The organism is Streptomyces sp. ISL-1 (assembly GCF_018614585.1).
Lineage (GTDB): Bacteria > Actinomycetota > Actinomycetes > Streptomycetales > Streptomycetaceae > Streptomyces > Streptomyces maoxianensis.
Genome location: NZ_JAGGOI010000003.1, coordinates 125,542 through 152,252, shown reverse-complemented (window position 1 = coordinate 152,252; position 26,711 = coordinate 125,542). Strand labels below are relative to the sequence as shown.

Below are 26,711 nucleotides of genomic sequence, written 5' to 3'. Positions count from 1 at the left end.
AGGGCCTCGGTACGACAGCCGTCTCCACCCCGACAGCGGGCGTCAGCCCGCCGACTCACCCGCGTGCGGGCTCAGCGCATCCGATCCGACCAGGATGAACAGCAGGATTCCGAGCAGAATTCGGTAGATCACGAACGGCATGAAACTCTTCGTAGTGATGAATTTCATGAACCAGGCGATCACCGCGTAGCCGACCGCGAAGGCAATGATCGTCGCGAAGATCGTCTGCGGCCAGGACACATGCCCGCCCGCGCTCGCGTCCTTCAGCTCGAAGACGCCGGACGCGAGCACGGCCGGGATCGCCAGCAGGAACGAGTAACGGGCCGCCGCCTCACGGGTGTAGCCCATCAGCAGACCGCCGCTGATGGTGGCGCCCGAGCGGGAGACGCCGGGGATCAGGGCCATCGCCTGGCAGAGGCCGAAGATCAGACCGTCCCGGACGCCCAGCTCCTTCAGGGTCTTGCGCTCCTTGACCTGCCGGTGCTTGCCGCCGGCCTCGTCACGGGCGGCAAGGCGGTCGGCGATGCCGAGAACGATGCCCATCACGATCAGGGTTGTGGCGATCAGCCGCAGATCGCGGAACGGGCCCTCGATCTGGTCCTTGAAGGTGACGCCGAGCACGCCGATCGGGATCGAGCCGATGATCACGAGCCAGCCCATCTGCGCGTCGTGGTCGCTGCGCAGCGCCTTGTTCGTGAGGGAACGGAACCAGGCGGAGACGATCCGGGCGATGTCCTTGCGGAAGTAGATCAGGACAGCCGTCTCCGTGCCGATCTGTGTGATCGCGGTGAACGCCGCGCCCGGGTCGTGCCAGCCGGCGAATGCGGCGGTGAGCCGCAGATGCGCGCTGGAGGAGATGGGCAGGAATTCGGTCAGCCCCTGGACGAGCCCGAGGATGAATGATTCGAACCAAGACATGGAAAACTACGCCACCCAAGAAATGATCACGGTCTGACGGCGCGTAGCGTTCCCGATCATGCGCCAGTTGGGGGAAAGCGTAGCGTCCCCGGCTGACGGGGCTTCCGTCAGCCCCGAGGGATCTGCCTTGCGGGGCATCGTCAGTTGGGGCGGACGCCGTTTCAGGATCCGCGGGCCGCTGCGTTTTCTGGGTGGGCAGCGCGCGACTTTCACCGCGTAATGCCGCCTGGATCCCGTACTCGAACAGCAGCGCAATGGCCGTAGGCGCAAGGCGCGGGGGATCAGTGGCCCCGCAGCCGGTGCCGCTTGCGCCAGGCGATCACGCCCGCGGCAAGACCGGTCACCACGATGAAGCCGATCGCGATCAGAAACGCCGGAGAGGTCGGAGAGCCCGCCCGGCTGCCCGCGACCACATACGCCGCCGTGTTCGGGATCGAGCCGAGCCCCGTCGCCAGCAGGAAGGGCACATAGCCCATACGGGAGACGGCGGCGCAGTAGTTGGCCGCGGCGAACGGAACCCCCGGAAAGAGCCGCAGCGCCAGCATCGAGCGGAAGCCGTGGCTGCTCAGCTGGGTGTCGGCCGCCTTCAGCCAGCGACCCCGCAGCAGCGGCCGCAGCGCGTCCTGCCCCAGCAGCCGGCCGAGCGTGAAGGAGATGCCCGCGCCCAGCACCGTGCCGACCAGCGCCGAGACCAGACCGGCCTGCGAGCCGAAGAGCGCGCCCGCCGCCAGGTTCAGCAGCGGCCGAGGCACGAAGGCCGCCGTGCACGCCCCGTATGCGACGCCGAACAGCACCACCGCCGCCGCGCCGCTCAGCTGCGGCGGCCAGCCGGCCGCCAGCAGCCGTTGCGGCTCGTACAGCACCACCGTCAGGGCCGCCGCCGCCAGCATGGCCACGAGCAGCGACAGTCGCGACCACGGCGAGAACAGCGCGCGGGTGCAGCGAAGGGCGAGGCTTGATGCCGGCATGGGGACGGGGTCGAGCATCCGGGGAGACTAACCGACAAGGGGATGTGATCGCCGTAATGTGAGCGGCATGACCCGCACCGTCCCGCAGAGCGATCTCGCCGACACCGTCATGGAGAGGCTCACCGCCGTGTACCCGACCGGCGCGGACGCGACCCGGGCCGTGGGGGCCGCCGCGTACATGAAGGGCGTCGCCCCCTTCCTCGGTCTCTGCACACCCGATCGCCGAGCCCTGTCCCGCACCGTCGTCGAAGGAACGCCGCGGCCCGACGAGGCCGACTGCACCGCCATCGCCGTGCGCTGCTGGGAGCTGCCCGAGCGGGAGTACCACTACTTCGCCGTCGACTATCTGCGCCGCCATGTGGGGCGCTGCTCCTCCGGCTTCCTGCCGGTCGTGCGCCGCCTCATCATCACCGTCCCCTGGTGGGACACCGTCGACGCCCTCGCCTCACACGTCGTCGGCCCGCTGGTGAGTGCCGATCCCAAGCTGAAGTCAGACATGGACGCCTGGATCGACGACGACAACCTGTGGGTCGCGCGCACCGCGCTGCTCCACCAGCTCCGCTACAAGGACGCGACCGACGCCGACCGGCTCTTCTCCTACTGCCTGCGCCGCGCCGACCACCCCGACTTCTTCATCCGCAAGGCGATCGGCTGGTGCCTGCGCGAGTACGCCAAGACGGATCCGCAGGCGGTACGCGACTTCGTCGACGGCGCCCGCGACCGGCTCGCGCCGCTGTCGGTGCGAGAAGCCACCAAGCACCTGTGACCTGCTGAACTCCCGTACGCGGAAAACCATTCGACGCGGCCGTGGCCGTGAGCGATCATCGACGCCATGTCCCGGTACGCCTTCCTCGCAGCGCCGTCCGCAGTCGCGGACGCGCCGAAGGCTGCCGTACTTCCGGAGTTTCCCGCGGCGGCAGCGGCCGCAGCCGCAGCGCCCTTCGGCGGCGCCCGAAGCTGACCCTTCCCGGATCGTCCGGCGGACCCCACAGGGGGAGGGTCGGCAAGGCCCAGGGGTCCCCAGCACGCTTCGAGTTCCGAGGAAATCCGAGGGATACAGCCATGCCCAAGACGGCATACGTGCGCACCAAGCCGCACCTCAACATCGGCACCATGGGCCACGTCGACCACGGCAAGACCACTCTCACCGCCGCCATCACCAAGGTCCTCAGCGAGCGCGGGACCGGCACGTTCGTGCCGTTCGACCGGATCGACCGGGCGCCCGAGGAGGCGCAGCGCGGCATCACCATCAACATCGCGCACGTCGAGTACGAGACCGACACCCGGCACTACGCCCATGTGGACATGCCCGGCCATGCCGACTACGTCAAGAACATGGTCACCGGAGCCGCGCAGCTCGACGGGGCGATCCTTGTCGTCTCCGCGCTCGACGGGGTCATGCCGCAGACCGCCGAGCACGTCCTGCTCGCGCGCCAGGTGGGCGTCGACCACATCGTCGTCGCGCTCAACAAGGCGGACGCGGGCGACGACGAGCTCACCGACCTGGTGGAGCTGGAGGTCCGCGAGCTGCTGACGGCCCATGGATACGGCGGCGACGCCGCGCCGGTCGTCCGGGTGTCGGGACTCAAGGCGCTGGAGGGCGACCCCCGTTGGACCGGGGCCGTCGAGGCGCTGCTCGACGCGGTCGACACGTATGTGCCGATGCCGGTCAGGTACACGGACAGGCCGTTCCTGCTCCCGGTGGAGAACGTCCTCACCATCACCGGGCGCGGCACGGTCGTCACCGGCGCCGTCGAGCGCGGCACTGTCCGGGTCGGCGACCGTGTACAGGTGCTCGGGGCCGACACCGAATCGGTGGTCACGGGACTGGAGACCTTCGGCAAGCCGATGGAGTCCGCCGAGGCCGGGGACAACGTCGCCCTGCTGCTGCGCGGCATGGCGCGCGACGCGGTCCGCCGCGGGCACGTGGTGGCGGCGCCCGGCAGCGTCGTACCGAGCCGGCGCTTCACCGCGCAGGTGTACGTCCTGTCGGGCCGCGAGGGCGGTCGCACCACCCCGGTCTCCACCGGCTACCGGCCGCAGTTCTACATCCGCACCGCGGACGTCGTCGGGGACATCGACCTCGGTGAGGCGGCGGTCGCGCGGCCCGGCGAGACGGTCAACATGACCGTCGAGCTGGGACGTGACATCCCGCTCGAGCCGGGCCTCGGCTTCGCGATCCGTGAGGGCGGCCGCACGGTCGGCGCCGGCACGGTCACCGCACTGGTCTGATCCGATCCGGCCTTGGCGATCCCGCCCCGGCCGGTCTCCCGCACCTCACGGGAGACCGGCCGGGCACCTGGCCGGGCACAATGAGACGGTGAACGAGCAGATACCCGTCCTGCGCGACGTCGACGGCGGAACCGCCAAGCTGATGCCCGACGTCGACCGGGAGCGGGCCTGGCTGCTGACGGTGGACGGCGCACCCCAGTCGTATGTCGACCTGGACGCGCCCACCCATCTGGAGTTCGAGTACACCAGGCGCCTCGCCCATGTCGTCGACTGCGCCGCGGACGAGGGCGCACCCCTCGAACTGCTCCACCTCGGCGGCGGCGCCCTGACCCTGCCCCGCTATGTCGCCGCGACCCGGCCGGGCTCGCGCCAGGACGTGGTGGAGGCGGACCGCGGACTGCTGGAACTCGTCGCCGAGCATCTGCCGCTGCCCGCGGGGTCGGGCATCGAGGTGCACGCCGCGGATGCCCGCGCCTGGGTCGAGTCGGCCCCCGCGGACTCGGCGGACGTACTGATCGCGGACGTCTTCGGCGGCTCACGGGTACCGGCCCACCTCACGTCGGTCGAGTACGCACGGGCGGCGGAACGTGTCCTGCGCCCCGGCGGGATCTACGCGGCCAACCTCGCCGACGGCGCGCCCTTCGCCTTCCTCCGCTCCCAACTGGCCGCGTTCGCCTCAGTGTTCGGCGAGCTCGCGCTGATCGCCGAACCTGCCGTGCTGCGCGGCCGGCGCTTCGGCAACGCCCTGCTCCTCGCCTCGCACACCCCCATCGGCACGGCCGCCCTGGCCCGCCGCACCGCCGCCGACGTCTTCCCGGCCCGGGTCGAACACGGGCTCTCGCTGACCCGGCTCATCGGCGACGCGACGGCGGTACGGGACGTCGACGCGGTGGCGTCACCCGAGCCGCCCGACGGCGCCTTCAGCATCGGCTGAGGGCGTCACGGCAGGGCCCGTCGCGACCTCCTTCGTACGGCGGGTCAGATTCCGTACGTCCGGCACGAACAGCACCGCGGCGGTGACCAGCACCACCAGCACCGCGCACCCCCACAGCGACTCCCGCCGCCCGAACAGGCCCTCCGCGGGGCCGGCGAGCGCGGTGGCCAGCGGCAGCATCGCCACGGAGCCGAACCAGTCGTACGCGGACACCCGGGAGAGCATGTCCTCAGGGATCTCCTGGTGCAGCGCGGTCATCCACGCGACCCCGAACACCTCGATCGCCACACCGCTGAGAAGCATCACCACCGAGAGTCCCGCGACAGGCAGCGGCACGGCTAGCGCGGCCGCCGGCGCGGCCAGCGGGAAGACGCAGAGCGTTCCGGCGAGCAGCATCCGCCGCGGCTTCCAGCGCATCATCAGCAGCGCCCCGCCGAGGGTGCCCACGCCGAACGCGGCGAGCGCGATGCCCCAGGGGCCCGCGCCGCCGAGCTCGTCCCGGGCGACCAGCGGCCCGTACACCGACTCGGCGGCGCCGACGACGGCGACGACCACCGAGAACTGGGCGACGATGCCCCACAGCCACGGCCGGCTGCTGAACTCCTTCCAGCCGTCCTGCAGATCGGCCAGCAATCCGCCACCGGGCTGGCGCGGACGGATATGGCCGACGTCGAGGAAAGCCCGCAGTGCGCCCGCGACCGCAAACGCCGCGGCGTCCACGGCCAGCACCCATCCCGGACCGACAGCCGCGATCAGCGCGCCGCCGAGCGCGGCACCGCCGATGGCCGCGCCGTGCATGGCCATACGGAACAGCGCGAAGGCCCGGCCGGCCTGTTCGCCGCTGACGCTGGACATCAGCATGCCCTCGGCGGCCGGGTTGAAGAACGCCTGGCCGGCGCCGCAGAGCGCGGTCAGCAGCATCATCTGCCACAGCTGTGGATCACCGGCCAGGACGAGCACGGCGAAGAGCCCCTGCGAGACGCAGTTGAGCGCGTTGGCCGCGACCATCACCCGGTGCCGCGGCACCCGGTCGGCGATCGCGCCGCCGATCAGCAGAAAGAGCACAAGGGGGAGAGTGCGGGCCGCCGCGACCAGGCCCACGTCGCCGCCGTCCCCGCCGGACTGCAGAACCGCGAACGCCGCCGCGATCAGCGCACCATGGGTGCCCAGGCTGGTGACGATCGCGGCGGCGGTCAGCAGGGTGTAGTTGCGTCCGGCCCATTCGGGGCGGCGCGCATGGCGGCGGAGTCCGGCGGCGGGTGTGGTCACCTCGGGACTGTCCCCGCTGCCGGCCGCCGTGCCAAACGGATTAGCCGGAGGGCGTGCCCGCCAGCCGCACCGTGCTCAGGATCTGCTGGATGGTCGCGTTCGGGACCTCGTCCTTGACGCCGGTGTTGGCGTAAAGGACCCAGCTCCTGAACTCACCCGTGGCGTCCTTGAAGGAGAAGGCGATCGACTTGCCGTCGGTCTCGCACTTGTTCTCCTTCTTGACGCCGAGCGCGGTGGCCGTCGAGACGCTGCCGCTGAGCCCGGACTTGGTGGTGTACGGCTTGGCCTTGGTGATCTTGACCGTGCCCTTGGGCTCGGTCTGCGCGTAGCCCGCCCACACCCAGTTGCCGGCCTCGTTGTAGGCGGCCGTGGCGGTGTCCTTTGCGCCCTTGCCGCCCTTGGTGCCGACCGAACTCTGGCCCCACGTCTCGAGCTTGCCGTCCTTGTCGCTGTCGAACGTGCACCACTTGGACTTGTAGTAGGCCGGAGCCGACATGACGACGACCGGCGAGCCGTCACCCTTCTTCTCGTCCTCGAAGAAGGTGCTGATGCTCGAACCGGCCACCTCCCAGGTGGGCGGGACGTCGAACTGCGTGCCGTGCTTGGGGTTGCTGACGACCTTCCAGCCCGCGATGGTCGGCTTGGCCTCATCGCCGCCGCGCGGGTTCTCGGTCGGCGACGCGGGAGCCTGGCTGGGCTTGTCCGCCGCGGGCGTCTTCGAGCTGCTGACCTTGCCGCCCTCGTCCTCGGTGCCCTTGCTGTCGTCCTTCAGCACGATGACGCCGGTGACCACCGCGGCCGCGACGACAGCCGTGGCCGCGACGATCGCGACGATGGTCGTCTTCTTCTTGTCGTCCCGCGGCGGTTGTGGCCCACCGGGAGGCTGCCCCGGCACGCTGTGCTGCGGCACGGTCGGCTGCTGATACGGGTTGGCCTGCTGCTGGTAACCCGGCTGCTGATAGCCCGGCTGTTGGTACCCCGGCTGCTGGTACGGATTGGGCTGTTGGTACCCCGGCTGCTGGTACGGGTTCTGGTCCTGCGGGTTCTGCTCGCCCCCGGGCGGCTGCTGTCCTGGCCACATGGCGAGTAACGATAGAGGTGCGGCGTCATGGGTGCTACGGCCGCCCCCGCCCGGGTATGGCCAACCTCGCTACTCATGGGTAACATCCCGTTCCATGAGCGCTGATCAGATGTCCGTCGGCGAGATGCTCGCCGCCACGGTCCCCATGGCCCGGACCCTCAACCTGGAGTTCGTGGAGACCACCGCCGAACGTGCTGTCGTCCGCCTGCCGGACCAGCCCGACTTCCACAACCACGTCGGCGGACCGCACGCCGGGGCGATGTTCACTCTCGCCGAGTCCGCGAGCGGCGCGATCGTCATCGCCGCCTTCGGTGACCAGATGTCGCGCGCCGTGCCGCTCGCCGTCAAGGCGGAAATCGGCTACAAGAAGCTGGCGATGGGCGAGGTCACGGCGACGGCCACCCTCGGTCGTCCCATCGCGGACGTCGTCGCGGAGCTGGACGCGGGCGAGCGCCCGGAGTTCCCGGTGAAGATCGCCATTCAGCGCGCGGACGGCGCGGTGACCGGCGAGATGACCATCGTGTGGACGCTGCGCCCGAGCGCCTGAGGCCCTTCGTGCCGGTGCCCGGCTGACCAGGTAGGCTTCCCGGCGTGCGCCGACGGGGGCGCGCGCCGGGCAGCACAGGCCCTGCGAAATCGGGAGGAACCGGCGTTGCACGTCCAGGAGTGGCTCGAGACCGTCCCTGCGGTCAGCATTTATCTCCTGGTGGGGGTGGTCATCGGGCTCGAGAGCCTCGGCATCCCGCTGCCGGGCGAGATCGTCCTCGTCAGCTCGGCGCTGCTGGCCTCGCAGCACGGGGACATCAATCCGTACATCCTCGGCGCCTGCGCGACCGCCGGCGCGATCATCGGCGACTCGATCGGGTACGCCATCGGCCGCAGGGGCGGCCGCCCGCTGCTGACCTGGCTCGGCGGGAAGTTCCCCAAGCACTTCGGCGAGGCGCAGATCGCCATGGCGGAGCGGTCGTTCGAGAAGTGGGGCATGTGGGCCGTCTTCTTCGGCCGCTTCGTCGCCCTGCTGCGTATCTTCGCCGGGCCGCTCGCGGGCGTACTGAGGATGCCGTACTGGAAGTTCCTCATCGCCAATGTCTTCGGCGGGATCCTCTGGGCAGGCGGCACGACCGCTGTCATCTACTCCGTCGGCGTGGTGGCCGAGGCCTGGCTCAAGCGCTTCTCCTGGCTGGGTCTGGTCCTCGCCGTGCTGATCGGGCTCAGCTCGATGCTGGTGCTCAAGAGCCGCGCCAAGAAGGCGGCCGCGCGGGAGCAGGCCCGTACTGTGGCGGCGGCCGAGCCGGATCCCGTGCCCGCCGCCGACTGAGCGGCCCGAGACGAACCGGCCCATGAACGAGGAGAAGGCGATGCCGGCACAGGCGCTGATCGCGGCGGTGGGCGGCAAGGAGCCGCGGATCTCGCCGGACGCCTTCACCGCTCCCACGTCCGTCGTGATCGGTGAGGTCACCATGGCCGCGGGCTCCAGCGTCTGGTACCACACCGTGCTGCGCGCCGACTGCGGTCCCATCGTCCTCGGCGCCGACACGAACATCCAGGACAACTGCACGGTGCATGTCGACCCGGGCTTCCCGGTCACCGTGGGCGAGCGTGTCTCGGTCGGCCACAACGCCGTGCTGCACGGATGCACCGTCGAGGACGACGTACTGGTCGGCATGGGGGCGACCGTCCTCAACGGCGCGCACATCGGCGCCGGATCGCTGATCGCGGCGCAGGCGCTCGTACCCCAGGGGATGCGTGTCCCGCCCGGCTCCCTGGTCGCGGGTGTGCCCGCCAAGGTCAAGCGCGAGCTGACCGAGGAGGAGCGCGATGGGATCAAGCTGAACGCCGCGATGTATCTGGTGCTGGCCAAGGGGCACCGCGAGGCGTCCGAGACGGACTGAGCGCCGGCGCCCCGGCCCCCTATCGCGGGTGGCCCGAGGGCCCGCCGTACTGGGCGGACAGGATGATCTCCGCTGCCACCACGCTGCCGACCGCCAGGCGTCGCGTGCTGGTGCGCGTCGCGAAGGACTCCACCAGCGCCAGCCCATGACCGCAGTCGGCATGCGCGTCGAGCGGCTCCTGACGCCGCACCGGGCGGTGCTTCCACCTCCCGCCGTCCCTGACCTCGGTCGTCAGGGTGTCACCGCGGACCTTGATGGCCACAGCCACCCATGAGCTGCCGCTGTGCAGCACCACGTTGCTGACCAGCTCGGTGACGATCACCGACAGCGCCTCGTGGGAGTCGTCGCCCAGCCGCCAGCGGTGCGCCACGGCGCGGGCGAAATGTCTGAGCTTGCGCACCGCTTCCGGGGTCGCCGACATCGCACACTGGGCCAGACCCGAGATTCCGCCATGTGGCACCAGGCCGGAAGACGGAGGGTGGGAAGACTCCTCTGCTGCGAACACGTCGGCTCCTTTTGCCCAGGCGGTTGCCCCGAGCGGCAGCTCTACGCTCATGGTCGCCGCGTAGTAGCGCAATTGGGGAGACTGAAGTACGGATACGCAAAGAAATGAAATGACCGGAAATGTCGAGGAGCGTGAGCCTGTGAGCACACTCAGTGACGAGGCCTGGGAACGGTGGCTGACACAGACGCTTGCCCATCCCACCCGGCAACCGGCATTGCTGCTGATCGAGGGGCCTGCCGGAACCGGCAAGAGCCGACTGGTCGACCGGCTGCTCGAGGCCGCTGAGACCGGCCCGCGATCACGCGTCGTCCTGGCCTTCACCGCGTCCGGCGTCGCACTGGCGCACCACACTGTGCGCTCGGCGTCATCGGACGCGGGCAGTGGACAGGCCGCCGGGCGCACACGCCACGAGCCGCTTCCTCTGCCGCCGCGTCTCTACCCGGACGCCGCCGCGCTGGCCGAGGACCTGGTACCGCTGCTGGAATCCGAGGGGCCTGTCCTGCTGATCGCCGAGGACGTGCACCGCGCCGACGGGGGCGGCCAGGAGCTGCTGCGACGGCTGCTTGAGCGGGCGCCCGCCGGACTCGCCGCCGTACTGGCCTACCGGCCCGAGGAACTGGCCGAGCCCGGACTGGTCCTCGGCCGGGCCGTGACCTACCCGGCCCGGCTGTCGCTACTGCGAATACGCCTCATGCCGCTCGACGCCGAACAGGTGCGCCTGATGGTCGAGGAGCGGCTCGGCGCCGAGTGCTGTCCGCCGGAGCTGGTCGCCCGCATCCACGAGCGCTCGGCCGGCGTGCCCCAGGTCGTCGCCGACCTGGTGCGCCAGCTTCAGGACGTGTGCGGGCCGAAGGAGCGGTACACCGCCAAGGACGTGGACGCCACGGGGACGCCCGTACGACTGGCCGAGCTGGTCCTCGGCCGCGTCGCCGCGCTGCGGGAGGAGCACCGGGCCGTAGTCCGGGCCGCGGCGGTGCTGGAGGAGCCCAGTACCGCCGAGGATCTGTACGCGGTGGGCGCGCTGCCCGCCGGGACCGGCCGGCAGGCGCTCGTCGCCGCCCTGCGCAAAGCCGTACTCCAGGAGACCGGCAACGATGTGTACGGCTTCCCCTCGCCGCTCGCGGGCGCGGCTGTCTATGAGGAGCTGCCCGGGCCGCTGCGCCAGGAGATGCACCGCCGGGCCGCCGATGTGCTGACCCAGCGGCAACCGGTGCCGTGGGCCCGGCTCGCGGAACACCGGCACCGCGGCGGACGGCTGCGCGGCTGGCTGAAGGCGGTCGAGCGTGCCGCGTGGCAGTGCGCCGATGCCGGTGAGCACCAGACGGCGATCGATCTGCTGGAGCACGCCCTCTCCCACCACGCGGTCCCCCGGGAGATGCGGGCGCGGCTCGCGCCGCTGCTGGCCCACAGCGCGGTGCTGGGGCTGCACACCGACCAGACGGTGCAGGTGCTGCGGCAGATCCTCGACGAGCAGTCCCTGCCTGCGGCCGTACGGGGCCAGATCCGGCTCGACCTGGGGCTGGTCCTGTACAACCAGGCGGGAATGGGCCTGCAGGGCTGGGTGGAACTGGAGCAGGCGGTCGACGAGCTGGCGGAACGGCCCGCGCTCGCCGCGCGTGCGATGTCGGCGCTCGCGATGCCGGTCATGTCCACGGTCCCGCTGGAACGCAATCTGTACTGGCTCGAGAAGGTCCGGAAGATGGCTGCGCACAGCGACGACGCCGAAGTGCGAACGGCGGTCGCGGCCAACACCATCGCTGTGCTGCTGGAGACCGGGGACCCCACGGCATGGGACGTGCTGGAACGGCTGCGCGGCGCCACCGAGTCCGACCAGGCCGAGCGGCTGCCGCATGTGGCCCGCGGTCTGGTGAACGGCGCGGACGCCGCGCTGTGGCTGGGACACCCGCAGCGCGTCGGAGATCTGCTGGAGGAGGGGCTGGATCTGGCGGCCCGCAGCGGAGCCTCCTACGTCGAGCAGGACGGGCGCGGCACCGGCCTGCTGCTGGACTGGGTCACCGGCCGGTGGACCGGACTGTCCGGGCGGGCCCGGGCCTTCATCGCCGAGACCGGCGTCATGCCGGGACCCGCCGCCGACGCCCGGATCGTCCTTGGCATGCTCGCCCTGGCCCAGGGGGAATGGCAGCAGATGGCCGCCTGGCTGTCGGGCGACGGGCATCCGTTGCCTGTTGGCTCGCCGCTGCCGCATGTGGCGGCGGCCGCCGGTGCGTTGGTCCGGACCGCCCTGGCCCGTGGCGACGTCGACACTGCGGCGGCCGAGGCGGCCACGGCCTGGGACAGGCTGCGCGACAAGGGCGTCTGGGTGTGGGCCTCGGAACTCGCCCCCTGGGCCGTCGAGGCGACCGCCCTGGCGGGCCGCCGGAATGCGGCCGAGGACATGATCGCCGAGTTCGAGGCAGGGCTGAAGGGGAACGTCGGTCCGTCGGCCGCCGCCGCACTCCACTGGTGCCGCGGTGTCCTGTCACAGGCGGCGGGCGAACAGGCCCTGGCCGTACCTCATTTCCGCCGGGCGGCGGCTGTGTACGGCGAGATGCCCCGGCCGTACGCGGTGATCCTCACCACCGAGGCGGCCGCCCAGTGCACCCTGGAGTCGGGCGCGGACGCCGGGGCAGCGGCCGCCGCCGTGAAAGACCTCGCCTCCTGCGTGCAGCAACTGACCGATGTGGGCGCGGGTTGGGACGCCGCGCGGGTGCGAGCCACACTCCGTGCCCATCAGCCGGCCGCCGAACAGCGCCGTCGCGGCCGCCCGAGCTACGGGGACCAGCTCTCCCCGCGCGAGCAGGAGGTCAACGACCTGGCCAACGCGGGGCTCACGAACCGGGAGATCGCAGCTACCCTGCACCTGTCGCCGCGTACGGTCGAACAGCACGTGTCCCGGGCCAGGCGGAAGCTCGAATCGCAGTCCGGGCAGCAGCTGAGCCGGACCCGGACCTCCCGCCCCGGCTGATTTATTTACGTATCCGTGGATCGCCTGCACGGATAGGAGCATGGCGACATCCGGGCTTAGTTTCCAGGCACCGAAAAGCGGAATGCACCGTTGCCGTGTCTGATCGCGGGAGCCGGAGTGCCCGCGTTCGGTGCTGTGCCCGGGCTGCCGGAATGCCGGGCGAGTGTGCGCCACATCCCCACCTCGGTGGCTGCCCTCGTCGCGGCAAGGGGGCCCGGCCCCGGGCACGGCTCTGAGCCGGTCAATCTCCTTGAGAGCGTTGCCCCTCACTGCTTGAGGGGGCCGTGACCGGGGACGGCGGCTGAGGCTCGGCCCGCAGGTGTTCGCCGATCCGCTCGACCAGTTCGGTCATCAGATGGCCGACCAAGCCCGGATCGGCGTCGTCCTCCGTCACGACGGCCAGATGCGCTCCGCCTTCCGCCTCTACAACGAACAGCAGGCCGCCGTAGAACTCGGTCATCGAATGCCGTACGCCGCCGCCGGCGTTGCCGAACTCGACCGAGGCGCCCTGGGCGAGCGCCTGAATGCCCGAGCAGATGGCGGCGAGCTGATCTGCCTGGTCGAGCGTCAGATGCCGGCTCCAGCAGAGCTTCAGCCCGTCGCGCGAGAGCACCAGGGCGTGCTGGGCCCCCGGGGTCCGTTCCAGCAGGCTTTCCAGAAGCGGGGCGAGGCTGTTGTCAGTGGTCTGCATCGGGTGCGTGGGGCGGGTGCTGCCCGGTAGTCCGGTCACCCGCCCGTGCCTCCTGTCTCGACGTTCTCGTGCGGGTGGACGGGCGGGCCGGACGGGGCGGTCCTGAGCGAGCGGTGGAAGGCGCCGAACTGAGCACCGGCATCGCGCCCGGTCGAGTCATGGACCGCGTCCGGTGCGGCGGACCTGGTACGGCCGCGTTCGGCGGCGGCCATGGTGCGCCCGGGCGGCCGAACCGGCAGCCTGCCCGCAGTGGCCACCCGGGGGGCGCCCTGCGACGGGATCGCGGTGCTGGTGGCAGAGCCGGAGGGGGGCGGCGCGTCGGGTTTCCGGGCCGGCCGCCCGGCCGGGGCGGCGGCGGATCGCCGCTCATCGACGGCCAACTCCCGTACCGCCGTGTTCAGGAGGACCCGCAGCCGTGCGTCGGTGGGCTGTTCGAGCTCGGCGAGCACGGTTGCGGCCGAGGCGCCCCGGCGCAGACGCGCGGCGGCGGCCGGCAGAGTCACCGTCGTCACCCGCTCCAGCTCGTCGGCCGCCTGCGCCAACTGGCCGCGCAGTGAACACAGTTCGCCGTGCGCCACGGCCGCCGCTTCACGCAGCCGCCGGGAGGAGAGCGCGGCGGCCACGACCGTGACGGCAAGACCGAGCCAGGCGGCCGAGACGGTCCCCACGACCCAGGCGCGAGCCGTATCCGGCGCCGCCGTGATCACCGCGCCGCCGATCGCAGCCGGCACCACGAGCGCCGTCAGTGGTGTCGTGAGCGGTAACTGCCACGGCGTGCGTATCCGGTGCGGTTTCGGGGCGACTGGCACTGACATTCCGCGATCCCTCGCTGCTCGAGTGCGGGAAACAGAGGGGCCGACGAGCGCACATCGGCCGCACATACGGCTGTACGGCACCAAGTTGACGGTGATCTTCCGCATGTGTGTGGCGCTCATGCTAGCCACGCGGTGATGCTGGTGAGACCGGAGTGCTTCGACTGCCCTCAGAACGGAGGACTCGCACTCGAACGTGAGACACCCCGGCGAGCCGCCGTGGTAAGCGGCTTCGGCTTCGTGGGGTGAACATCACAGCGCACCACCGCGATCGGGCCAGGTCCGGCCGACTACCGTGTGCGGGTGCCGATGAACAGAAACACGTTCTCATCGCTCGCCGCCTGGCGGCGGCGCGTCCTCGCGCGCGCCGTCCACCGCGGCTGGCGCTGGGTGCAGGAGGCGGGCGCCGTCACCGCCGAGCACCCGGGACGCCTGAGTTTCCGCCGGCTCGGCCACGGCACCCGGCTCGCCTTCCCGCAGGGCACCGTCTTCGGAGAGGCATGGATCGAGCTTGGCGACCACTGCATCATCGGTGAGCGGGTCACGCTCAGTGCGGGGATGATGCCGGGCCTGGACCTGGGACCCGACCCGATCCTCACGCTGGGCGACGGCGTGGTCCTCGGCCGAGGCAGCCATGTCATCGCCGACACCAGGGTGACCATCGGCTCGGACACGTACTGCGGTCCGTACGTCTACATCACCTCGACCAACCACAGCTACGACGACCCCCACCAGCCGGTCGGCAAGCAGTGGCCTCGTGCCGAGCCTGTTGAGATCGGGCCCGGATGCTGGCTGGGCACCGGCGCGGTGGTCCTGCCGGGCGCGCGGCTCGGCCGCAATGTGGTGGTCGCCGCGGGCGCGGTCGTACGGGGAGAGGTCCCCGACCACTCGGTGGTGGCCGGGGCCCCGGCCAGGGTCGTCAGGAGCTGGGACCCGGCCCGCGGCTGGCAGCCCCCGCTGCGTACGCCCGCTCCCGTGCCGATTCCGGCGGGCGTCACGCCCGAACAGCTGCTGGCGCTCGCGGAGTTGGAGGAGAGCTGAACCGGGCTGCTCAGCCGCCCGCCAGCAGTACGGTGCCCACCAGTGCGAGCCCCGCGCCGGTCGCCTGGACCAGGCGCAGCCGCTCCTTGAGGAGCACCAGCGCCGCAAGCACCGTCACCACCGGGTAGAGGTTCGCCAGTACGGCGGCGACCGTGACGGGACCGTTCTGCGCGGCGATGGAGTAGGTGCCGTTGGCCGCGACATCTGCGAGGCCGACAAAGGCGAGGGCCGGGAGCGAGGACCAGATGACCCGCATCCCGCCGTCCTCCGGCAGCGCCCGGGCCCCGCGCTTCACCGACGCGTACAGTGCCGTGCCGCCGACCGCGACATTGGTGACGCGCTGCACGAAGAGCGCGAGGAAGAGTCCCGTGATGGTGGTCGAGGCCTCGGCGATCAGGGTCATCACCGCGCCGAAGCCGAAGGCGGCGACCAGGGTCAGCCCGATCGCCTGCCGCTGCACCGCCGCGCCGCGCAGCTCAGGTCCGCCCGCCAGGACGATGCCGGCCACGGCAACCGCGATGCCTGCGAACTGGAGCAGCCCGGGCCGCTCGCCGATCATCAGGCCGACACCGATGGGCACGGCCACACCCAGCGATCCGAGCGGGGAGACCACGCCCATCGGTCCGAGCGCGAGCGCCTTGTAGAAGGAGAGCATCGCCACCGGGCCGACGGCGCCCGCCGCGACCGCGTACCAGAGCTGCGCTCCCGCCTCGTGCCAGCCGCCGGTGGCCACCACGATCGCACCGAGGACGACCACCGCGACCGACTGCGAGGCGACGACCACGGTGAGGGCCGGCGCTCGTCGTGTCAGCAGTCCGCCGCCGAAGTCGGCCAGGCCCCACAGCAAGCTCGTGGCCAGGGCGAACAGTGCGGTCATGACGGGCCTCGCAGTACAGTGCAGTGAACGTTCGGGTGCACCACAGCGTAGTGCAGTTTATTGAACTCTGTCATTCAGAATATTGGACGGAATGTGACGGACCTCGACCAGCTCACGCAGTCGCTCGCCCGCAATCTCAAGCGCTGGCGCAGCGAGCGGGGGTTCACGCTCGACGCCCTCGCCGCCCGCGCGGGGGTCAGCCGCGGCATGATCATCCAGATCGAGCAGGCACGTACGAATCCGAGCGTCGGTACCACGGTGAAGCTCGCCGACGCACTCGGCGTCAGCATCACCACGCTCCTCGACTACGAGCAGGGCCCGCAGGTCCGCCTCGTACCCCCTGAGCAGGCCGTACGTATGTGGTCCACCTCGACCGGCAGCTTCACCACCCTACTCGTGGGCACCGAGCGCCGAGGGCCGCTCGAACTGTGGGCCTGGCGGCTGATGCCCGGCGAACGCAGCGAGTCGGACCCGCACCCCGAAGGCACGATCGAGTTGCTCCATGTCACAGCGGGCGAACTCACCCTCGTCGTCGACGGCGAACCGTACGCCGTACCGGCCGGGACGTCCGCCACCTTCGAGGCGAACGTCTCGCACGCGTACCGGAACGACGGTGACGAGACGGTTGAGATGACGATGGCGGTCTCCATCCCGCCGGTGCGCTGAGACGGTCGATCGCACTCGGAGGAACCGCTGTTAGCGTGAGGCGTATGCGCGCTCCCATCGGAAACTTCGACGACGCCAGGCCCGCCCCCCACTGCCTCGACGTGCTCACCCCGCCGGTCGCCGACGCCGTGCGCGCCTGGCACGGCGACGTGGCCGCCGAGCAGCTGATCTACGTCGACACCGACCCGGACATCGCCGACACCGCCGTCTTCGTGGAGCACTACGGGCGGGAACTGCTCGAGATGTCCGCGAACTGCGTGGTCGTGGCGGGTAAGCGCGGCGGCGGGACTTCGCTCGCCGCCTGCGTTGTCCTGTCCAGTACGCGCGTCGACGTCAACGGCGTCGTCCGTAAGCAACTGGGCGCCCGCAAGGCGTCGTTCGCGTCCATGGACACCGCGACCGGCGAGACCGGTATGGAGTACGGCGGCATCACACCGATCGGGCTGCCCGCCGACTGGCCGCTGCTGGTGGACTCGGCGGTCGTCGACACGGAGTGGGTACTCATCGGCAGCGGCCGGCGGCGCGGAAAGCTGATCGTGCCGGGGAAGGCGTTCGCCGGGCTGCCGGGCGCGGTGGTCATCGAGGGCCTCGGGATCTGAGGTCCACCGAGCCGCGGGCCCGACCCGCAGGCGCGGGCCCGGTCAGCCGAGCCGCGGGATCTCGATCGCCGGGCAGCGGTCCATCACCATGTCGAGCCCTCCCGCGAGCGTGCGCTCGTACGCCTCCACGTCGATCACACCCAGCTGGAACCAGACCGCCTTCGCGCGGATCGCGACGGCCTCCTCGGCGACCTGGCCGGCGAGGTCGGAGTTGACGAAGACATCGACGACGTCGACCTCGAAGGGAATGTCCGCGAGCGTCGCGTAGCCCTGCTCGCCATGGACCGTCTCGGCCTTGGGGTGCACCGGCACGATGCGCTTGCCGTAGCGCTTGAGCACATCGGCGACGCCGTACGCCGCCCGCGCCTCGTTGTTGGACAGGCCGACCACCGCCCAGGTCTCGCCCGTCGAGGTCAGAATCCTGCGGATCGTCTCTGCGTCTGCGTACATGCTCAGGACAACCGGCGGCCCGCGCGGAGCATTCCCCTCCGGGCGACGCATAGGGTGGCCGGATGCAGGAGCAGTACCGGACGGTCGCCCGCGAGGGCGTGCACGAGACCGAGATCAACAGATCACGTTTCATCTGCGCGCTCGCGCCCGCCGCGACCGAGGAAGAGGCGCAGGCATTCGTCGCACGCATCCGCAAGGAGCACCCGACCGCCACGCACAACTGCTTCGCGTACGTCATCGGCGCCGACGCCTCCGTGCAGAAGGCGAGCGACGACGGCGAACCCGGCGGCACGGCGGGCGTGCCCATGCTGCAGATGCTGATGCGGCGCGAAGTCCGTTATGTCGTAGCCGTCGTGACCCGTTACTACGGCGGAGTGAAACTCGGCGCGGGCGGCCTCATCAGGGCGTACGGCGGAGCCGTCGGCGAAGCCCTGGACGCGCTGGGCACCCTCACCCGGCAGCGCTTCCGGCTCGCCACAGTCACCGTCGACCACCAGCGGGCGGGCAAGCTGGAGAACGATCTGCGGGCGACCGGACGGCATGTGCGCGAGGTGCGGTACGCGGAGGCGGTCACCATCGAGATCGGCCTGCCCGACGCCGACGTCGACGCCTTCCGCGGCTGGCTCGCCGATTCCACGGCGGGGACGGCGCGATTGGAGCTGGGCGGTGAGGCGTATGGAGACGCCTGAAGCCACCCGTGATGTCCGACCCCACCGATACTCTCGGGGATCATGAGATTCCTGCATACGTCGGACTGGCACCTGGGGCGGTCGTTCCACCGGGTGAGCATGCTCGACGCCCAGGCGGCGTTCCTCGACCACCTGGTGGCGACGGTGCGCGAGCGCGACGTGGACGCGGTCCTGGTCGCAGGAGATGTGTACGACAGGGCAGTGCCGCCGCTCGCGGCCGTGGAACTGTTCGACAAGGCGCTGCACCGGCTCGCCGCCGCCGGTGTGCCGACCGTGATGATCTCCGGGAACCACGACTCGGCGCGCCGGCTCGGCGTCGGGGCGGGGCTGATCGATCGCGCCGGGATACATCTGCGCACTGATCCGGCCGCGTGTGACACACCCGTACTGCTGAGTGACGCGCACGGCGCGGTGGCCTGCTACGGACTGCCGTATCTCGAACCCGCCCTGGTGAAGGACGAGTTCAAGACCGACAAGGCACGACACGAGGCCGTCGTCGGCGCGGCGATGGAGCGCGTACGGGCCGATCTCGCGACGCGCGGGGCCGGTACCCGTTCCGTCGTCCTCGCCCATGCCTTCGTGGCGGGCGGCGAAGAGAGCGACAGCGAACGGGACATCACCGTCGGAGGCGTGTCCGCCGTGCCCGCCGGCGTCTTTCACGGCGTGGACTATGTCGCGCTCGGACACCTGCACGGCTGCCAGACCATCACCGACCGCGTGCGCTACTCAGGATCGCCGCTCGCCTACTCCTTCTCCGAGGCGCGGCACCGCAAGACGATGTGGCTCATCGACCTCGGCGCGCGGGGCGAGATCGAGGCCGAGCGCATCGAATGTCCCGTGCCCCGGCCGCTCGCCCGGCTGCGCGGCGCGCTGGAGGAACTGCTCGACGACCCGGAACTGGCCCTGCACGAGCAGTCGTTCGTCGAGGCGACGCTCACCGACCCGGTGCGCCCGGCCGAGCCGATGGCGCGGCTGGCCGAGCGGTTCCCGCACACCCTCAGCCTCGTCTTCGAGCCCGAGCGGACCGGCGACGACGCGGTCGCCTCGTACGCACAGCGGCTGAAGGGGCGCGACGATCACCAGATCGCGGAGGACTTCGTGGCCCATGTGCGCGGCGGCAGCGGGCCCGACGATCTGGAGCGCACCGTGCTGCGCGGCGCCTTCGACGACGTACGGGTGGACGAGGGCGTGCGCGAGGTGGCCGGGTGAGACTGCACAGGCTGATCGTCACCGCCTTCGGTCCGTTCGGAGCCGGCCAGGACATCGACTTCGACGCGCTGTCCGCCGCCGGGATCTTCCTGCTCCACGGCCCAACGGGCGCGGGTAAGACGTCCGTCCTCGACGCGGTCTGCTTCGCGCTGTACGGAGCGGTGCCGGGCGTGCGGCAGAGCGCCGGGGCGTCCCTGCGCAGCGACCATGCCCCGGTCGGCACCTTCACCGAGGTCTGCCTCGAACTGACCGTGGGAGGGCGGCGGTTGGAGATCCGGCGGCGGCCCGCGCAGCCACGCCCCAAGAAGAACGGCAAGGGCTTCACCACGGAGCGGGCCCAGAGCTGGCTGCGTGAATACGACTTCGAAGCCGGCCAGTGGCAGGCGCTGAGCCGCTCCCACCAGGAGATCGGCGAGGAGATCAGCCAGCTCGTCGGGATGAGCCGCGACCAGTTCTGCCAGGTGGTGCTGTTGCCACAGGGCGACTTCGCACGGTTCCTGCGCGCCGACGCCGAGGCCCGCGGCAAACTGCTCGGTCGGCTCTTCGACACCCGCCGCTTCGCCGCGGTCGAGGAGCGCCTCGCCGAACAACGCCGCGCCGCCGAGCAGCAGGTACGTGCCGGTGACGAGCGGCTGCTCGCGGTCGCCCACCGGATGGAACAGGCCGCGGGTACGGCGGCGGGGGACTGGCCGGTGCCGCCGCAGCAGCCGGGTGATCCGGGACTTGCCGCAGCGGTACTGCAGTGGGCGGCCGTCGCCCGCGCGGGCGCCCGGGAGAGGCTGGACATCGCCGAATGCGCGCTGGCCGCCGCCGAGAGCCGGCAGGCCGCCGCACGGCACGACCTGGATGCCGAGCGTGAACTCGCCGGGCTCCAGGAGAGATACGCGGACGCACTGCGGCGCAGCGAGGCGCTTCAGGCGCGGCGGCCCGAGTGGGAGCAACTGCAGGCCAGGCTGGCACGGGCCCGCAAAGCGGAACTTGTCGAGCCCGCGCTGCGGCTGCGCGACGACGCCGAGCGCGAGCACCGGCGCGCGAGCGCGGACCGCGAGCGGGCGCGGACCGGACTCCCGCCGGAGCTCACGGAGGCCGGCGCGGAACAACTCGCGGCGCTCGAACGCAAGCTGCGCCAGGACCTGGGCGGCCTCGAAGCCGCCCGGCGGGCGGAGCGGCGCAGCGCGGAGATCACCCACGAGCGCGCGGATCTCGACCGCCAGGCCCGGGCCGACGACGACATCCTGGCCGACGCGGCGGGCTGGCTGGCCGGCTGGGAGGCGGCCCGGCGCACCCACCAGGACCGCATCGCGGCCGCCCAGGACGCCGCGACCCGCGCCGAACACCTCGCGGGCCTCATCGACCCGGCCCGCCGCCGACTCCGCGCGGCCCGCGAACGGGACCGGCTCGTGGCCCGCACCGAACAGTTGGAGGACCAACTGCACACGGCCCGCGAACGCGCCAACACGGCCCGCGAGAGCTGGCTCGACCTCAAGGAACGACGCCTGCGCGGCATCGCGGCTGAACTGGCGACGGGCCTGGTCCGGGGCGAACCCTGCGCGGTCTGCGGCTCGGCGGAGCACCCCGCGCCGGCAAGCGCGGGTGAGGGCCATGTGGACCGCGGGGCGGAGGAGTCGGCGTACGAGAGGTACACGCGGGCGGACGCGGCGAAAGCGGAGGCGGAACGTGAACTGGCGGTGGTTCGGGAGTCGTTGACGACGGCGAGGGAGGAGGCGCGGGCTGCGGAGCGGGTGGCGGGTGGCGTCCCCGGCGACAGCGAGGAGGCCGGCGCGCGAACGGGCCGCTCAGGCACGCCGGGCTGCTCAGGCACGCTCGGAGGCGAGGCGCAGGGTGGCGGCCCCGGGGGCGGCGATGACGCGGATGCCACGCTCGGCCGGGCGTGGCGCTCCGATGGTGGGGGCGACGCGGTAGGTGCCCCTGCCGAGCGCCCCACCGACACCCACGCGCGGCAGCCGGGCGCCGGCTCCGGGATCGGGGACGAGCCCGACGTTTCCGATCTCCTCTGCCTCGTCGATCAGCTGGAGCGCGACCACCGGCATGCGCACAGCATCGCCTCCGGCATGCACGCCGCTCGCGAGGCGCTCGATCAGGCCGAGCGTGAGCGCGAGGAGCGGGTTGCCGCGCAGCAGCAGGCCGAGCGGCGGGTCGCCGCGCGGACCTCGCGGCGGGAAGGACTCGACCGGGAACAGGCCGCGCTGGAAAGCGAATTGGTCAGGGCCCGAGGCGGCGCGGGCAGCGTCGCCGAGCATGCCGAGCTGCTGGAGCGCCGGGTGCGGCTGCTCGCCGACGCCGCCGAAGCCGTGCGAGACGTCGACATCACCGCGCAGCGGCTGAAGGAGGCTGACGACCGGCTGGCCGACGCCGCGTTCCGGGCGGGGTTCGACACGCCGCGTGCTGCTGCCGCCGTGCTGCTCGGTGAGGCGGAGCAGCGGGATCTGCAGCACCGTATCGACGACTGGCAGACCGAGGCCGCGGCCGTCGCCGACCGGCTCGCCGAGGCGGACTCCAGCAGCGTGGCCGAGCATCCGCCCGCCGACCCCGAAGCCGCCCGGGCCGCGCATGACGAGACCGAGCGTGCCCTGCGCGCCGCCGCGTCGGTGCTTGCCGCCGCCCGCGACCGGTGCGCCGAACTCGCGCGGCTGTCACGGCAGGCCGTCGCGGAAGTGCTCCGCCTCGGCCCGCTGCGCGAGGAGTACGACCGGGTCGCCCGCCTCGCCGCGCTCACCGCCGGTACCTCCGTCGACAACGAACGTAAGATGCGCCTCGAGTCGTACGTCCTGGCCGCCCGCCTCGAACAGGTCGCGGCCGCCGCCACCGTACGGCTGCAGCGCATGTCGTCCGGCCGCTACACCCTGGTGCACTCCGACGCCCGCACCGGCGGCAAGCGCTCCGGACTCGGCCTGCATGTCGTGGACGCCTGGACCGGAAGCGAACGCGACACCTCGACCCTCTCCGGGGGCGAGACCTTCTTCGCCTCGCTCGCCCTCGCGCTCGGCCTCGCCGACGTCGTCACCGACGAGGCCGGCGGCGTACAGCTCGACACCCTCTTCATCGACGAGGGCTTCGGCAGCCTCGACGAGCAGACCCTGGACGAGGTGCTCGACGTGCTGGACTCGCTGCGCGAACGGGACCGCAGCGTCGGCATCGTCAGCCACGTCGCCGATCTTCGCCGCCGCATCCCGGCCCAACTGGAGGTCGTCAAGGGCCGCCAAGGCTCCGCGGTACGGCTCTGCGGGACGCCGCTCAGCGGCTGATCGCGCGGCGCGGCAGCGGCGAGGAGTAGACGACGCTCGTCGTGACCGAGCCGAGCGCGCCGATCTTGCCCGAGACCTCCTCGAGATGGTTCATGGACCGGGTGGCGACCTTCAGTACGAAGCAGTCGTCGCCGGTCACATGGTGCGCCTCGAGGATCTCGGGCGTCGTCTCCAGCAGATCGTGGAATGGCTTGTAATTGCCGTTCGGATACCGCAGCCGAACGAAAGCGAGGATCGGCAGCCCGAGCCGGTCCTGGTCGACCACCGCGGTGTAGCCGGCGATCACCCCGGCCTCCTCCAGCCGCCGCACCCGCTCGGTCACGGCGCTCGGGGACATCGAGACGGCCCTGGCCAGCTCGGCGAAACTGGCCCTGCCCCGGCTCTGCAGGGCTGCGAGGATGCGCCAGTCCGTGGCGTCCGGTGAATATCCGGTCATCCCCGAGAGATAGCAGGGAAATCCCCGGACGATCAAGACCGGTGCCGGGGATTTTCACTTTATGGAGTCGGCCACCGACCGTAGATTTTCGGTCATGACCACGACGCAGCCCGCCTCGAACCCCGTCCTTCGTGTCCCGCCGGCCTCACCGACCGCGGCCGCCGCGTACTTCGGCGCGTGCCTGGCCTTTCATGCTGACGTCTCCGATGTCGCCGCGGCCCTGTCGGCGGGCGGTGACCCCGGATTCGTCGTACTCGACTCCCGGTCCACCGAGTCCTGGGACCAGGGGCACATTCCCGGCGCCGTCCACCTGCCGACAGCGCTGATCCCCGAACAGGCCGAGCGGCTGCTGGACAAGTCGGTGCCGGTCGTCACGTACTGCTGGGGCCCCGGCTGCAACGGGGCGACGCGCGCCGCCCTCGCGCTCGCCGAACTCGGCTACCAGGTCAAGGAGATGCTCGGCGGTTTCGAGTACTGGGCCCGTGAGGGCTTGGAGTTCGAGACCTGGGAGGGCGGGCGGCAGCACGCCGCCGACCCTCTTACCGCGCCCATCGCCGCGGACGACTGCGGCTGTTGAGCGGCCGGCGCGACGGCGGGGGAGGGCGTCAGGAACGGCGCGTGCGAGCGGCCGGGTTCGGCCACCGGACGCGCCGCCCGCAGGCCGGGTGTCGCAGTCCCGGGCCCGTTCGCCCCAGGCTGCGTCGGCCTCGACGACCGCCCCTTCGATGTCCGCAGCGCCAACGCCGACCACGCCGACCGCGCCGACATCGGCGTCGACCACAATCAAGCTCGGCACCCTGACCGCGATCCGGCCCGCTCCAGTCGCCGACGCCGCGCCCGCTCCCGCAGCCGGCCCGGGCCCGCTCCGGCCGCCGTCCTGCGCGGCCGAGCGGGCCCGGTCCCCAGAGCTACGAGAGCTTCGACATTCAGAGCTTCGACAGCTCGTCGACCAGGTCGTCCAGCCCCAGCGAGCCCTGCGACAGCGCCGCCATGTGCCACGCCTTCGCGTCGAACGCCTCGCCGTGCGCCTTGCGGGCGTTCTCCCGCCCCAGCAGCCAGGCCCGCTCACCGAGCTTGTAGCCGATCGCCTGCGCCGGCATCGACAGGTACCGCGTCAGCTCGCTCTCGACGAAGTCGGCGGGCCGCCCGCTGTGGCTGCCGAAGAACTCCTGTGCCAGCTCCGGAGTCCACCGCTCGCCCGGGTGGAACTCCGAGTCCGCCGGAATCTCCAGCTCCAGATGCATGCCGATGTCGACGATCACCCGGCACGCCCGCATCATCTGCGCGTCCAGATAGCCGAGCCTGCGCTCCGGGTCGGGCAAGAAGCCCAGCTCGTCCATCAGCCGCTCCGCGTACAGCGCCCAGCCCTCCGCGTTGGCGCTGACGCCACCGATCGTCGCCTGGTAGCGGGAGAGCTGGTCGGCGACATGCACCCACTGCGCGATCTGGAGGTGATGGCCGGGCACACCCTCGTGGTACCAGGTCGACACCAGGTCGTACACGGGGAAGCGGGTGGCGCCCATGGTCGGCAGCCAGGTGCGGCCCGGCCGGCTGAAGTCCTCCGAGGGAGAGGTGTAGTACGGCGCGGCCGCGCCGCCGGGCGGAGCGATCCGGGACTCCACTTTCCGTACCCGCTCGGCAAGTTCGAAGTGCGTGCCGTCCAGCGCCTCGATCGCCTCGTCCATCAGCTTCTGCAGCCAGACCCGCACCTCCTCGACGCCCTCGATGTGCTCACCGTGCACGTCGAGATGGGCGAGGGCCTCCCACGGCCCGGCGCCCGGAAGGATCTTGTTGGCCTCGGTCTTCATCTCGGCCAGCAGCCGGTGGTACTCGGACCAGCCGTACGCGTACGCCTCGTCGAGGTCCAGATCCGTGCCGTTGAAGAAGCGCGACCAGCGGGCGTAACGCTCCCGGCCGACCGTGTCGGGCGCGTCCGCGACAGCCGGCGCGTACACATCGCGCATCCAGTCGCGCAGCTCGGCCAGCGCATCCGTCGCCGTGCGGGCCGCGGCGTCGAGTTCGGCGCGGAGCGTGCCGGGGCCGTCGGCCACGAAGTCCTCGAACCAGCTGCGGTCCGTGCCGAGCCACTCCGTCATCTGGCCGATATTGGTCGCGGTGGCACGGGGGCCGCCCAGGAGCTTGCGTTCGAGCCCCAGTTCCAGCGACGTCCGGTAACCCTCCAGCGCTCGCGGCACCGTACGAAGGCGCTGCGTGATGGCCGCCCAGTCCTCATCGGTCTCCGTCGGCGTCACGGTGAACACCTCGCGCACCGTGTGTACCGGCGAGCGCATATTGCTCACCGTACGCAGTCCCTCATCGGCCTCGTGCACAGCGAGTTCGGCCGTCAAGCGCTCTCGCAGCAACCGGCCGCAGCGACGCTCCGCATCGCTCTCGGCGCCCGGCAGCTTCTCGGCATCGTCGAGCCGGGCGAGCGTCTCGCGGGCGAGTTCGGCCATTTCTTCCTGACCCTCGGGCGAGTAGTCGGGAAGGAATCCCGAACTCTCCCTGATTCCGAGATATGTGCCGATGGTCGGGTCGAGTTCGATGAGTGCGTCGACGTAGGCGTCGGCGACCTGGCGCGGCAGCGCGCTGCTGAGGGTGACTGACATGCTCACATCCTCATACGAGTGGGGCCCCCGCGTCACCATCATCGATGCCCAGTGGCCTGTCAGCCATGCGTCAAATCGGCTGACGGCGGAAGCAGCGGGCCGCAGTCCCACTGCTGGAATATCAACCGGGTTTCGACGCGGGCGACTTCGGGCCGCGAGGTGAACTCGTCAACCACCAGGCGCTGCAGATCCGCCGTGTCGGCCACGGCGACATGCACCAGGTAGTCGTCGGGGCCCGTCAGATGGAACAGCGCCCGGGACTCGGGCAGCGCGCGGATCCGTTCCACGAACGGGCCGATCAGTTCGCGCCGGTGCGGACGCACCTGGACCGAGAGGAGCGCCTGCAGTCCCCGCCCCAGCCGGGCCGGGTCCAGGGCCAGCCGGTGCCCTACGATCACGCCCGAGCGACGCAGCCTCGCCACCCGGTCGAGACAGGTGGACGGAGCCACTCCGACCTCCGCCGCCAGATCGCGATAGGTGGTCCGGGCGTCGTTCTGCAGCAGGCGGAGTATGTGGAGATCCACCGGGTCGAGAGCGACAGTTTCAGCCATTTGCCGAACGTAACACGGGCCATGGTCCATGCCCTCCGGCAGGTGTTCAGA

The 26,711-nt window shown here is 71.3% G+C and carries 27 protein-coding genes; 15 read left to right on the top strand and 12 right to left on the bottom strand.

The genetic code is table 11. The features are described from left to right. Window positions 1-42 precede the first annotated feature (42 nt). Window positions 43-918, bottom strand: a complete 876-nt coding sequence (locus tag J7E87_RS01850; RefSeq protein ID WP_215089152.1) for an undecaprenyl-diphosphate phosphatase — start codon at window positions 916-918, stop codon at window positions 43-45. A gap of 281 nt (window positions 919-1,199) precedes the next feature. Continuing rightward, on the bottom strand, window positions 1,200-1,904 hold the full coding sequence (locus J7E87_RS01845) for a TVP38/TMEM64 family protein (protein WP_215089151.1): 705 nt from the start codon (window positions 1,902-1,904) through the stop codon (window positions 1,200-1,202). 49 nt (window positions 1,905-1,953) lie between these two features. Between J7E87_RS01845 and J7E87_RS01840 the strand changes: the two genes are divergently transcribed. The 4 genes from J7E87_RS01840 to J7E87_RS01830 all read left to right on the top strand — a co-directional run bounded on the left by J7E87_RS01840 (window position 1,954) and on the right by J7E87_RS01830 (window position 5,052). Continuing rightward, window positions 1,954-2,652, top strand: a complete 699-nt coding sequence (locus J7E87_RS01840) for a DNA alkylation repair protein (protein WP_215089150.1) — start codon at window positions 1,954-1,956, stop codon at window positions 2,650-2,652. Between the two features lie 66 nt (window positions 2,653-2,718). Then, window positions 2,719-2,847, top strand: a complete 129-nt coding sequence (locus tag J7E87_RS35790; RefSeq protein ID WP_285427287.1) for a hypothetical protein — start codon at window positions 2,719-2,721, stop codon at window positions 2,845-2,847. 101 nt (window positions 2,848-2,948) lie between these two features. Continuing rightward, window positions 2,949-4,118, top strand: coding sequence for an elongation factor Tu (tuf, locus tag J7E87_RS01835; RefSeq protein WP_215089149.1), 1,170 nt, complete (start codon window positions 2,949-2,951; stop codon window positions 4,116-4,118). Between the two features lie 88 nt (window positions 4,119-4,206). Continuing rightward, a complete protein-coding gene (locus J7E87_RS01830) occupies window positions 4,207-5,052 on the top strand; it encodes a spermidine synthase (protein WP_215089148.1) in 846 nt (281 codons plus the stop codon). Here the strand turns inward: J7E87_RS01830 and J7E87_RS01825 are convergent. Both J7E87_RS01825 and J7E87_RS01820 read right to left on the bottom strand, forming a co-directional pair. After that, a complete protein-coding gene (locus J7E87_RS01825) occupies window positions 5,014-6,321 on the bottom strand; it encodes an MFS transporter (protein ID WP_215089147.1) in 1,308 nt (435 codons plus the stop codon). The genes J7E87_RS01830 and J7E87_RS01825 overlap by 39 nt on opposite strands. Window positions 6,322-6,361: 40 nt before the next feature. Then, the gene (locus tag J7E87_RS01820; protein ID WP_215089146.1) at window positions 6,362-7,402 is read right to left on the bottom strand and encodes a hypothetical protein; all 1,041 of its coding nucleotides are present in this window, start codon (window positions 7,400-7,402) and stop codon (window positions 6,362-6,364) included. A gap of 109 nt (window positions 7,403-7,511) precedes the next feature. Between J7E87_RS01820 and J7E87_RS01815 the strand changes: the two genes are divergently transcribed. The 3 genes from J7E87_RS01815 (at window position 7,512) to J7E87_RS01805 (ending at window position 9,294) form a co-directional block, all read left to right on the top strand. Continuing rightward, on the top strand, window positions 7,512-7,949 hold the full coding sequence (locus tag J7E87_RS01815) for a DUF4442 domain-containing protein (protein WP_215089231.1): 438 nt from the start codon (window positions 7,512-7,514) through the stop codon (window positions 7,947-7,949). A gap of 105 nt (window positions 7,950-8,054) precedes the next feature. Continuing rightward, on the top strand, window positions 8,055-8,720 hold the full coding sequence (locus J7E87_RS01810) for a DedA family protein (protein WP_215089145.1): 666 nt from the start codon (window positions 8,055-8,057) through the stop codon (window positions 8,718-8,720). A gap of 40 nt (window positions 8,721-8,760) precedes the next feature. Continuing rightward, complete coding sequence (locus J7E87_RS01805) at window positions 8,761-9,294, top strand: gamma carbonic anhydrase family protein (protein ID WP_215089230.1); 534 nt, start codon at window positions 8,761-8,763, stop codon at window positions 9,292-9,294. Between the two features lie 19 nt (window positions 9,295-9,313). Here the strand turns inward: J7E87_RS01805 and J7E87_RS01800 are convergent, their stop codons facing one another. Then, on the bottom strand, window positions 9,314-9,799 hold the full coding sequence (locus J7E87_RS01800) for an ATP-binding protein (protein ID WP_308312804.1): 486 nt from the start codon (window positions 9,797-9,799) through the stop codon (window positions 9,314-9,316). 139 nt (window positions 9,800-9,938) lie between these two features. On the opposite strand from J7E87_RS01800, the gene J7E87_RS01795 reads away from it, so the two are divergent. After that, window positions 9,939-12,764 (top strand): LuxR C-terminal-related transcriptional regulator, encoded by a 2,826-nt coding sequence (locus J7E87_RS01795; protein WP_215089143.1) that lies wholly within the window; start codon window positions 9,939-9,941, stop codon window positions 12,762-12,764. Between the two features lie 241 nt (window positions 12,765-13,005). Here the strand turns inward: J7E87_RS01795 and J7E87_RS01790 are convergent, their stop codons facing one another. Continuing rightward, the gene (locus tag J7E87_RS01790) at window positions 13,006-13,455 is read right to left on the bottom strand and encodes a roadblock/LC7 domain-containing protein (protein WP_215089228.1); all 450 of its coding nucleotides are present in this window, start codon (window positions 13,453-13,455) and stop codon (window positions 13,006-13,008) included. 35 nt (window positions 13,456-13,490) lie between these two features. Next, window positions 13,491-14,270: a hypothetical protein gene (locus J7E87_RS01785; protein ID WP_215089142.1), complete on the bottom strand. Its 780-nt coding sequence runs from the start codon at window positions 14,268-14,270 to the stop codon at window positions 13,491-13,493. A gap of 300 nt (window positions 14,271-14,570) precedes the next feature. Between J7E87_RS01785 and J7E87_RS01780 the strand changes: the two genes are divergently transcribed. Continuing rightward, the gene (locus J7E87_RS01780) at window positions 14,571-15,308 is read left to right on the top strand and encodes a DapH/DapD/GlmU-related protein (RefSeq protein WP_215089141.1); all 738 of its coding nucleotides are present in this window, start codon (window positions 14,571-14,573) and stop codon (window positions 15,306-15,308) included. 10 nt (window positions 15,309-15,318) lie between these two features. On the opposite strand, the gene J7E87_RS01775 is transcribed toward J7E87_RS01780, so the two are convergent. After that, window positions 15,319-16,185, bottom strand: a complete 867-nt coding sequence (locus J7E87_RS01775) for a DMT family transporter (protein WP_215089140.1) — start codon at window positions 16,183-16,185, stop codon at window positions 15,319-15,321. A gap of 93 nt (window positions 16,186-16,278) precedes the next feature. Between J7E87_RS01775 and J7E87_RS01770 the strand changes: the two genes are divergently transcribed. Together J7E87_RS01770 and J7E87_RS01765 are read left to right on the top strand one after the other, a co-directional pair. Then, complete coding sequence (locus tag J7E87_RS01770) at window positions 16,279-16,851, top strand: helix-turn-helix domain-containing protein (RefSeq protein WP_215089139.1); 573 nt, start codon at window positions 16,279-16,281, stop codon at window positions 16,849-16,851. A gap of 44 nt (window positions 16,852-16,895) precedes the next feature. After that, window positions 16,896-17,450 (top strand): YbaK/EbsC family protein, encoded by a 555-nt coding sequence (locus J7E87_RS01765; protein WP_215089138.1) that lies wholly within the window; start codon window positions 16,896-16,898, stop codon window positions 17,448-17,450. 42 nt (window positions 17,451-17,492) lie between these two features. Here J7E87_RS01765 and J7E87_RS01760 read toward each other — a convergent pair whose 3' ends face one another. Next, entirely contained in the window at window positions 17,493-17,900 is a 408-nt protein-coding gene (locus J7E87_RS01760) for a CoA-binding protein (protein ID WP_215089137.1), read from the bottom strand. A gap of 62 nt (window positions 17,901-17,962) precedes the next feature. Here J7E87_RS01760 and J7E87_RS01755 point away from each other — a divergent pair, with 62 nt between their 5' ends. From J7E87_RS01755 to J7E87_RS01745, 3 genes are read left to right on the top strand one after another with little or no spacing between them, the layout of a single operon-like run. Next, window positions 17,963-18,589, top strand: a complete 627-nt coding sequence (locus tag J7E87_RS01755) for a YigZ family protein (RefSeq protein WP_215089136.1) — start codon at window positions 17,963-17,965, stop codon at window positions 18,587-18,589. Window positions 18,590-18,631: 42 nt separating this feature from the next. Beyond that, a complete protein-coding gene (locus J7E87_RS01750; RefSeq protein ID WP_215089135.1) occupies window positions 18,632-19,798 on the top strand; it encodes an exonuclease SbcCD subunit D in 1,167 nt (388 codons plus the stop codon). Then, window positions 19,795-23,064 (top strand): AAA family ATPase, encoded by a 3,270-nt coding sequence (locus tag J7E87_RS01745; RefSeq protein ID WP_215089134.1) that lies wholly within the window; start codon window positions 19,795-19,797, stop codon window positions 23,062-23,064. The genes J7E87_RS01750 and J7E87_RS01745 overlap by 4 nt, the downstream gene beginning before the upstream one ends. Here the strand turns inward: J7E87_RS01745 and J7E87_RS01740 are convergent. Beyond that, window positions 23,054-23,500: an Lrp/AsnC family transcriptional regulator gene (locus J7E87_RS01740; protein WP_215089133.1), complete on the bottom strand. Its 447-nt coding sequence runs from the start codon at window positions 23,498-23,500 to the stop codon at window positions 23,054-23,056. The two genes, J7E87_RS01745 and J7E87_RS01740, sit on opposite strands and share 11 nt — an antisense overlap. 94 nt (window positions 23,501-23,594) lie before the next feature. On the opposite strand from J7E87_RS01740, the gene J7E87_RS01735 reads away from it, so the two are divergent. Continuing rightward, window positions 23,595-24,077, top strand: a complete 483-nt coding sequence (locus J7E87_RS01735; protein WP_215089132.1) for a rhodanese-like domain-containing protein — start codon at window positions 23,595-23,597, stop codon at window positions 24,075-24,077. A gap of 349 nt (window positions 24,078-24,426) precedes the next feature. Here J7E87_RS01735 and J7E87_RS01730 read toward each other — a convergent pair whose 3' ends face one another. Further along, on the bottom strand, window positions 24,427-26,109 hold the full coding sequence (locus J7E87_RS01730; protein WP_215089131.1) for a DUF885 domain-containing protein: 1,683 nt from the start codon (window positions 26,107-26,109) through the stop codon (window positions 24,427-24,429). Window positions 26,110-26,168: 59 nt separating this feature from the next. Further along, entirely contained in the window at window positions 26,169-26,660 is a 492-nt protein-coding gene (locus J7E87_RS01725; RefSeq protein ID WP_215089130.1) for an Lrp/AsnC family transcriptional regulator, read from the bottom strand. Window positions 26,661-26,711: the final 51 nt, after the last annotated feature.

What these genes read in the sequence shown, in the direction of transcription:
- J7E87_RS01850 (WP_215089152.1), bottom strand. Translation starts at nt 918, where the DNA reads ATGTCTTGGTTCGAATCATTCATCCTCGGGCTCGTCCAGGGGCTGACC.
- J7E87_RS01845 (WP_215089151.1), bottom strand. Translation starts at nt 1,904, where the DNA reads ATGCTCGACCCCGTCCCCATGCCGGCATCAAGCCTCGCCCTTCGCTGC.
- J7E87_RS01840 (WP_215089150.1), top strand. Translation starts at nt 1,954, where the DNA reads ATGACCCGCACCGTCCCGCAGAGCGATCTCGCCGACACCGTCATGGAG.
- J7E87_RS35790 (WP_285427287.1), top strand. Translation starts at nt 2,719, where the DNA reads ATGTCCCGGTACGCCTTCCTCGCAGCGCCGTCCGCAGTCGCGGACGCG.
- tuf (WP_215089149.1), top strand. Translation starts at nt 2,949, where the DNA reads ATGCCCAAGACGGCATACGTGCGCACCAAGCCGCACCTCAACATCGGC.
- J7E87_RS01820 (WP_215089146.1), bottom strand. Translation starts at nt 7,402, where the DNA reads ATGTGGCCAGGACAGCAGCCGCCCGGGGGCGAGCAGAACCCGCAGGAC.
- J7E87_RS01815 (WP_215089231.1), top strand. Translation starts at nt 7,512, where the DNA reads ATGTCCGTCGGCGAGATGCTCGCCGCCACGGTCCCCATGGCCCGGACC.
- J7E87_RS01805 (WP_215089230.1), top strand. Translation starts at nt 8,761, where the DNA reads ATGCCGGCACAGGCGCTGATCGCGGCGGTGGGCGGCAAGGAGCCGCGG.
- J7E87_RS01790 (WP_215089228.1), bottom strand. Translation starts at nt 13,455, where the DNA reads ATGCAGACCACTGACAACAGCCTCGCCCCGCTTCTGGAAAGCCTGCTG.
- J7E87_RS01785 (WP_215089142.1), bottom strand. Translation starts at nt 14,270, where the DNA reads ATGTCAGTGCCAGTCGCCCCGAAACCGCACCGGATACGCACGCCGTGG.
- J7E87_RS01775 (WP_215089140.1), bottom strand. Translation starts at nt 16,185, where the DNA reads ATGACCGCACTGTTCGCCCTGGCCACGAGCTTGCTGTGGGGCCTGGCC.
- J7E87_RS01765 (WP_215089138.1), top strand. Translation starts at nt 16,896, where the DNA reads ATGCGCGCTCCCATCGGAAACTTCGACGACGCCAGGCCCGCCCCCCAC.
- J7E87_RS01760 (WP_215089137.1), bottom strand. Translation starts at nt 17,900, where the DNA reads ATGTACGCAGACGCAGAGACGATCCGCAGGATTCTGACCTCGACGGGC.
- J7E87_RS01755 (WP_215089136.1), top strand. Translation starts at nt 17,963, where the DNA reads ATGCAGGAGCAGTACCGGACGGTCGCCCGCGAGGGCGTGCACGAGACC.
- J7E87_RS01750 (WP_215089135.1), top strand. Translation starts at nt 18,632, where the DNA reads ATGAGATTCCTGCATACGTCGGACTGGCACCTGGGGCGGTCGTTCCAC.
- J7E87_RS01740 (WP_215089133.1), bottom strand. Translation starts at nt 23,500, where the DNA reads ATGACCGGATATTCACCGGACGCCACGGACTGGCGCATCCTCGCAGCC.
- J7E87_RS01735 (WP_215089132.1), top strand. Translation starts at nt 23,595, where the DNA reads ATGACCACGACGCAGCCCGCCTCGAACCCCGTCCTTCGTGTCCCGCCG.
- J7E87_RS01730 (WP_215089131.1), bottom strand. Translation starts at nt 26,109, where the DNA reads ATGTCAGTCACCCTCAGCAGCGCGCTGCCGCGCCAGGTCGCCGACGCC.
- J7E87_RS01725 (WP_215089130.1), bottom strand. Translation starts at nt 26,660, where the DNA reads ATGGCTGAAACTGTCGCTCTCGACCCGGTGGATCTCCACATACTCCGC.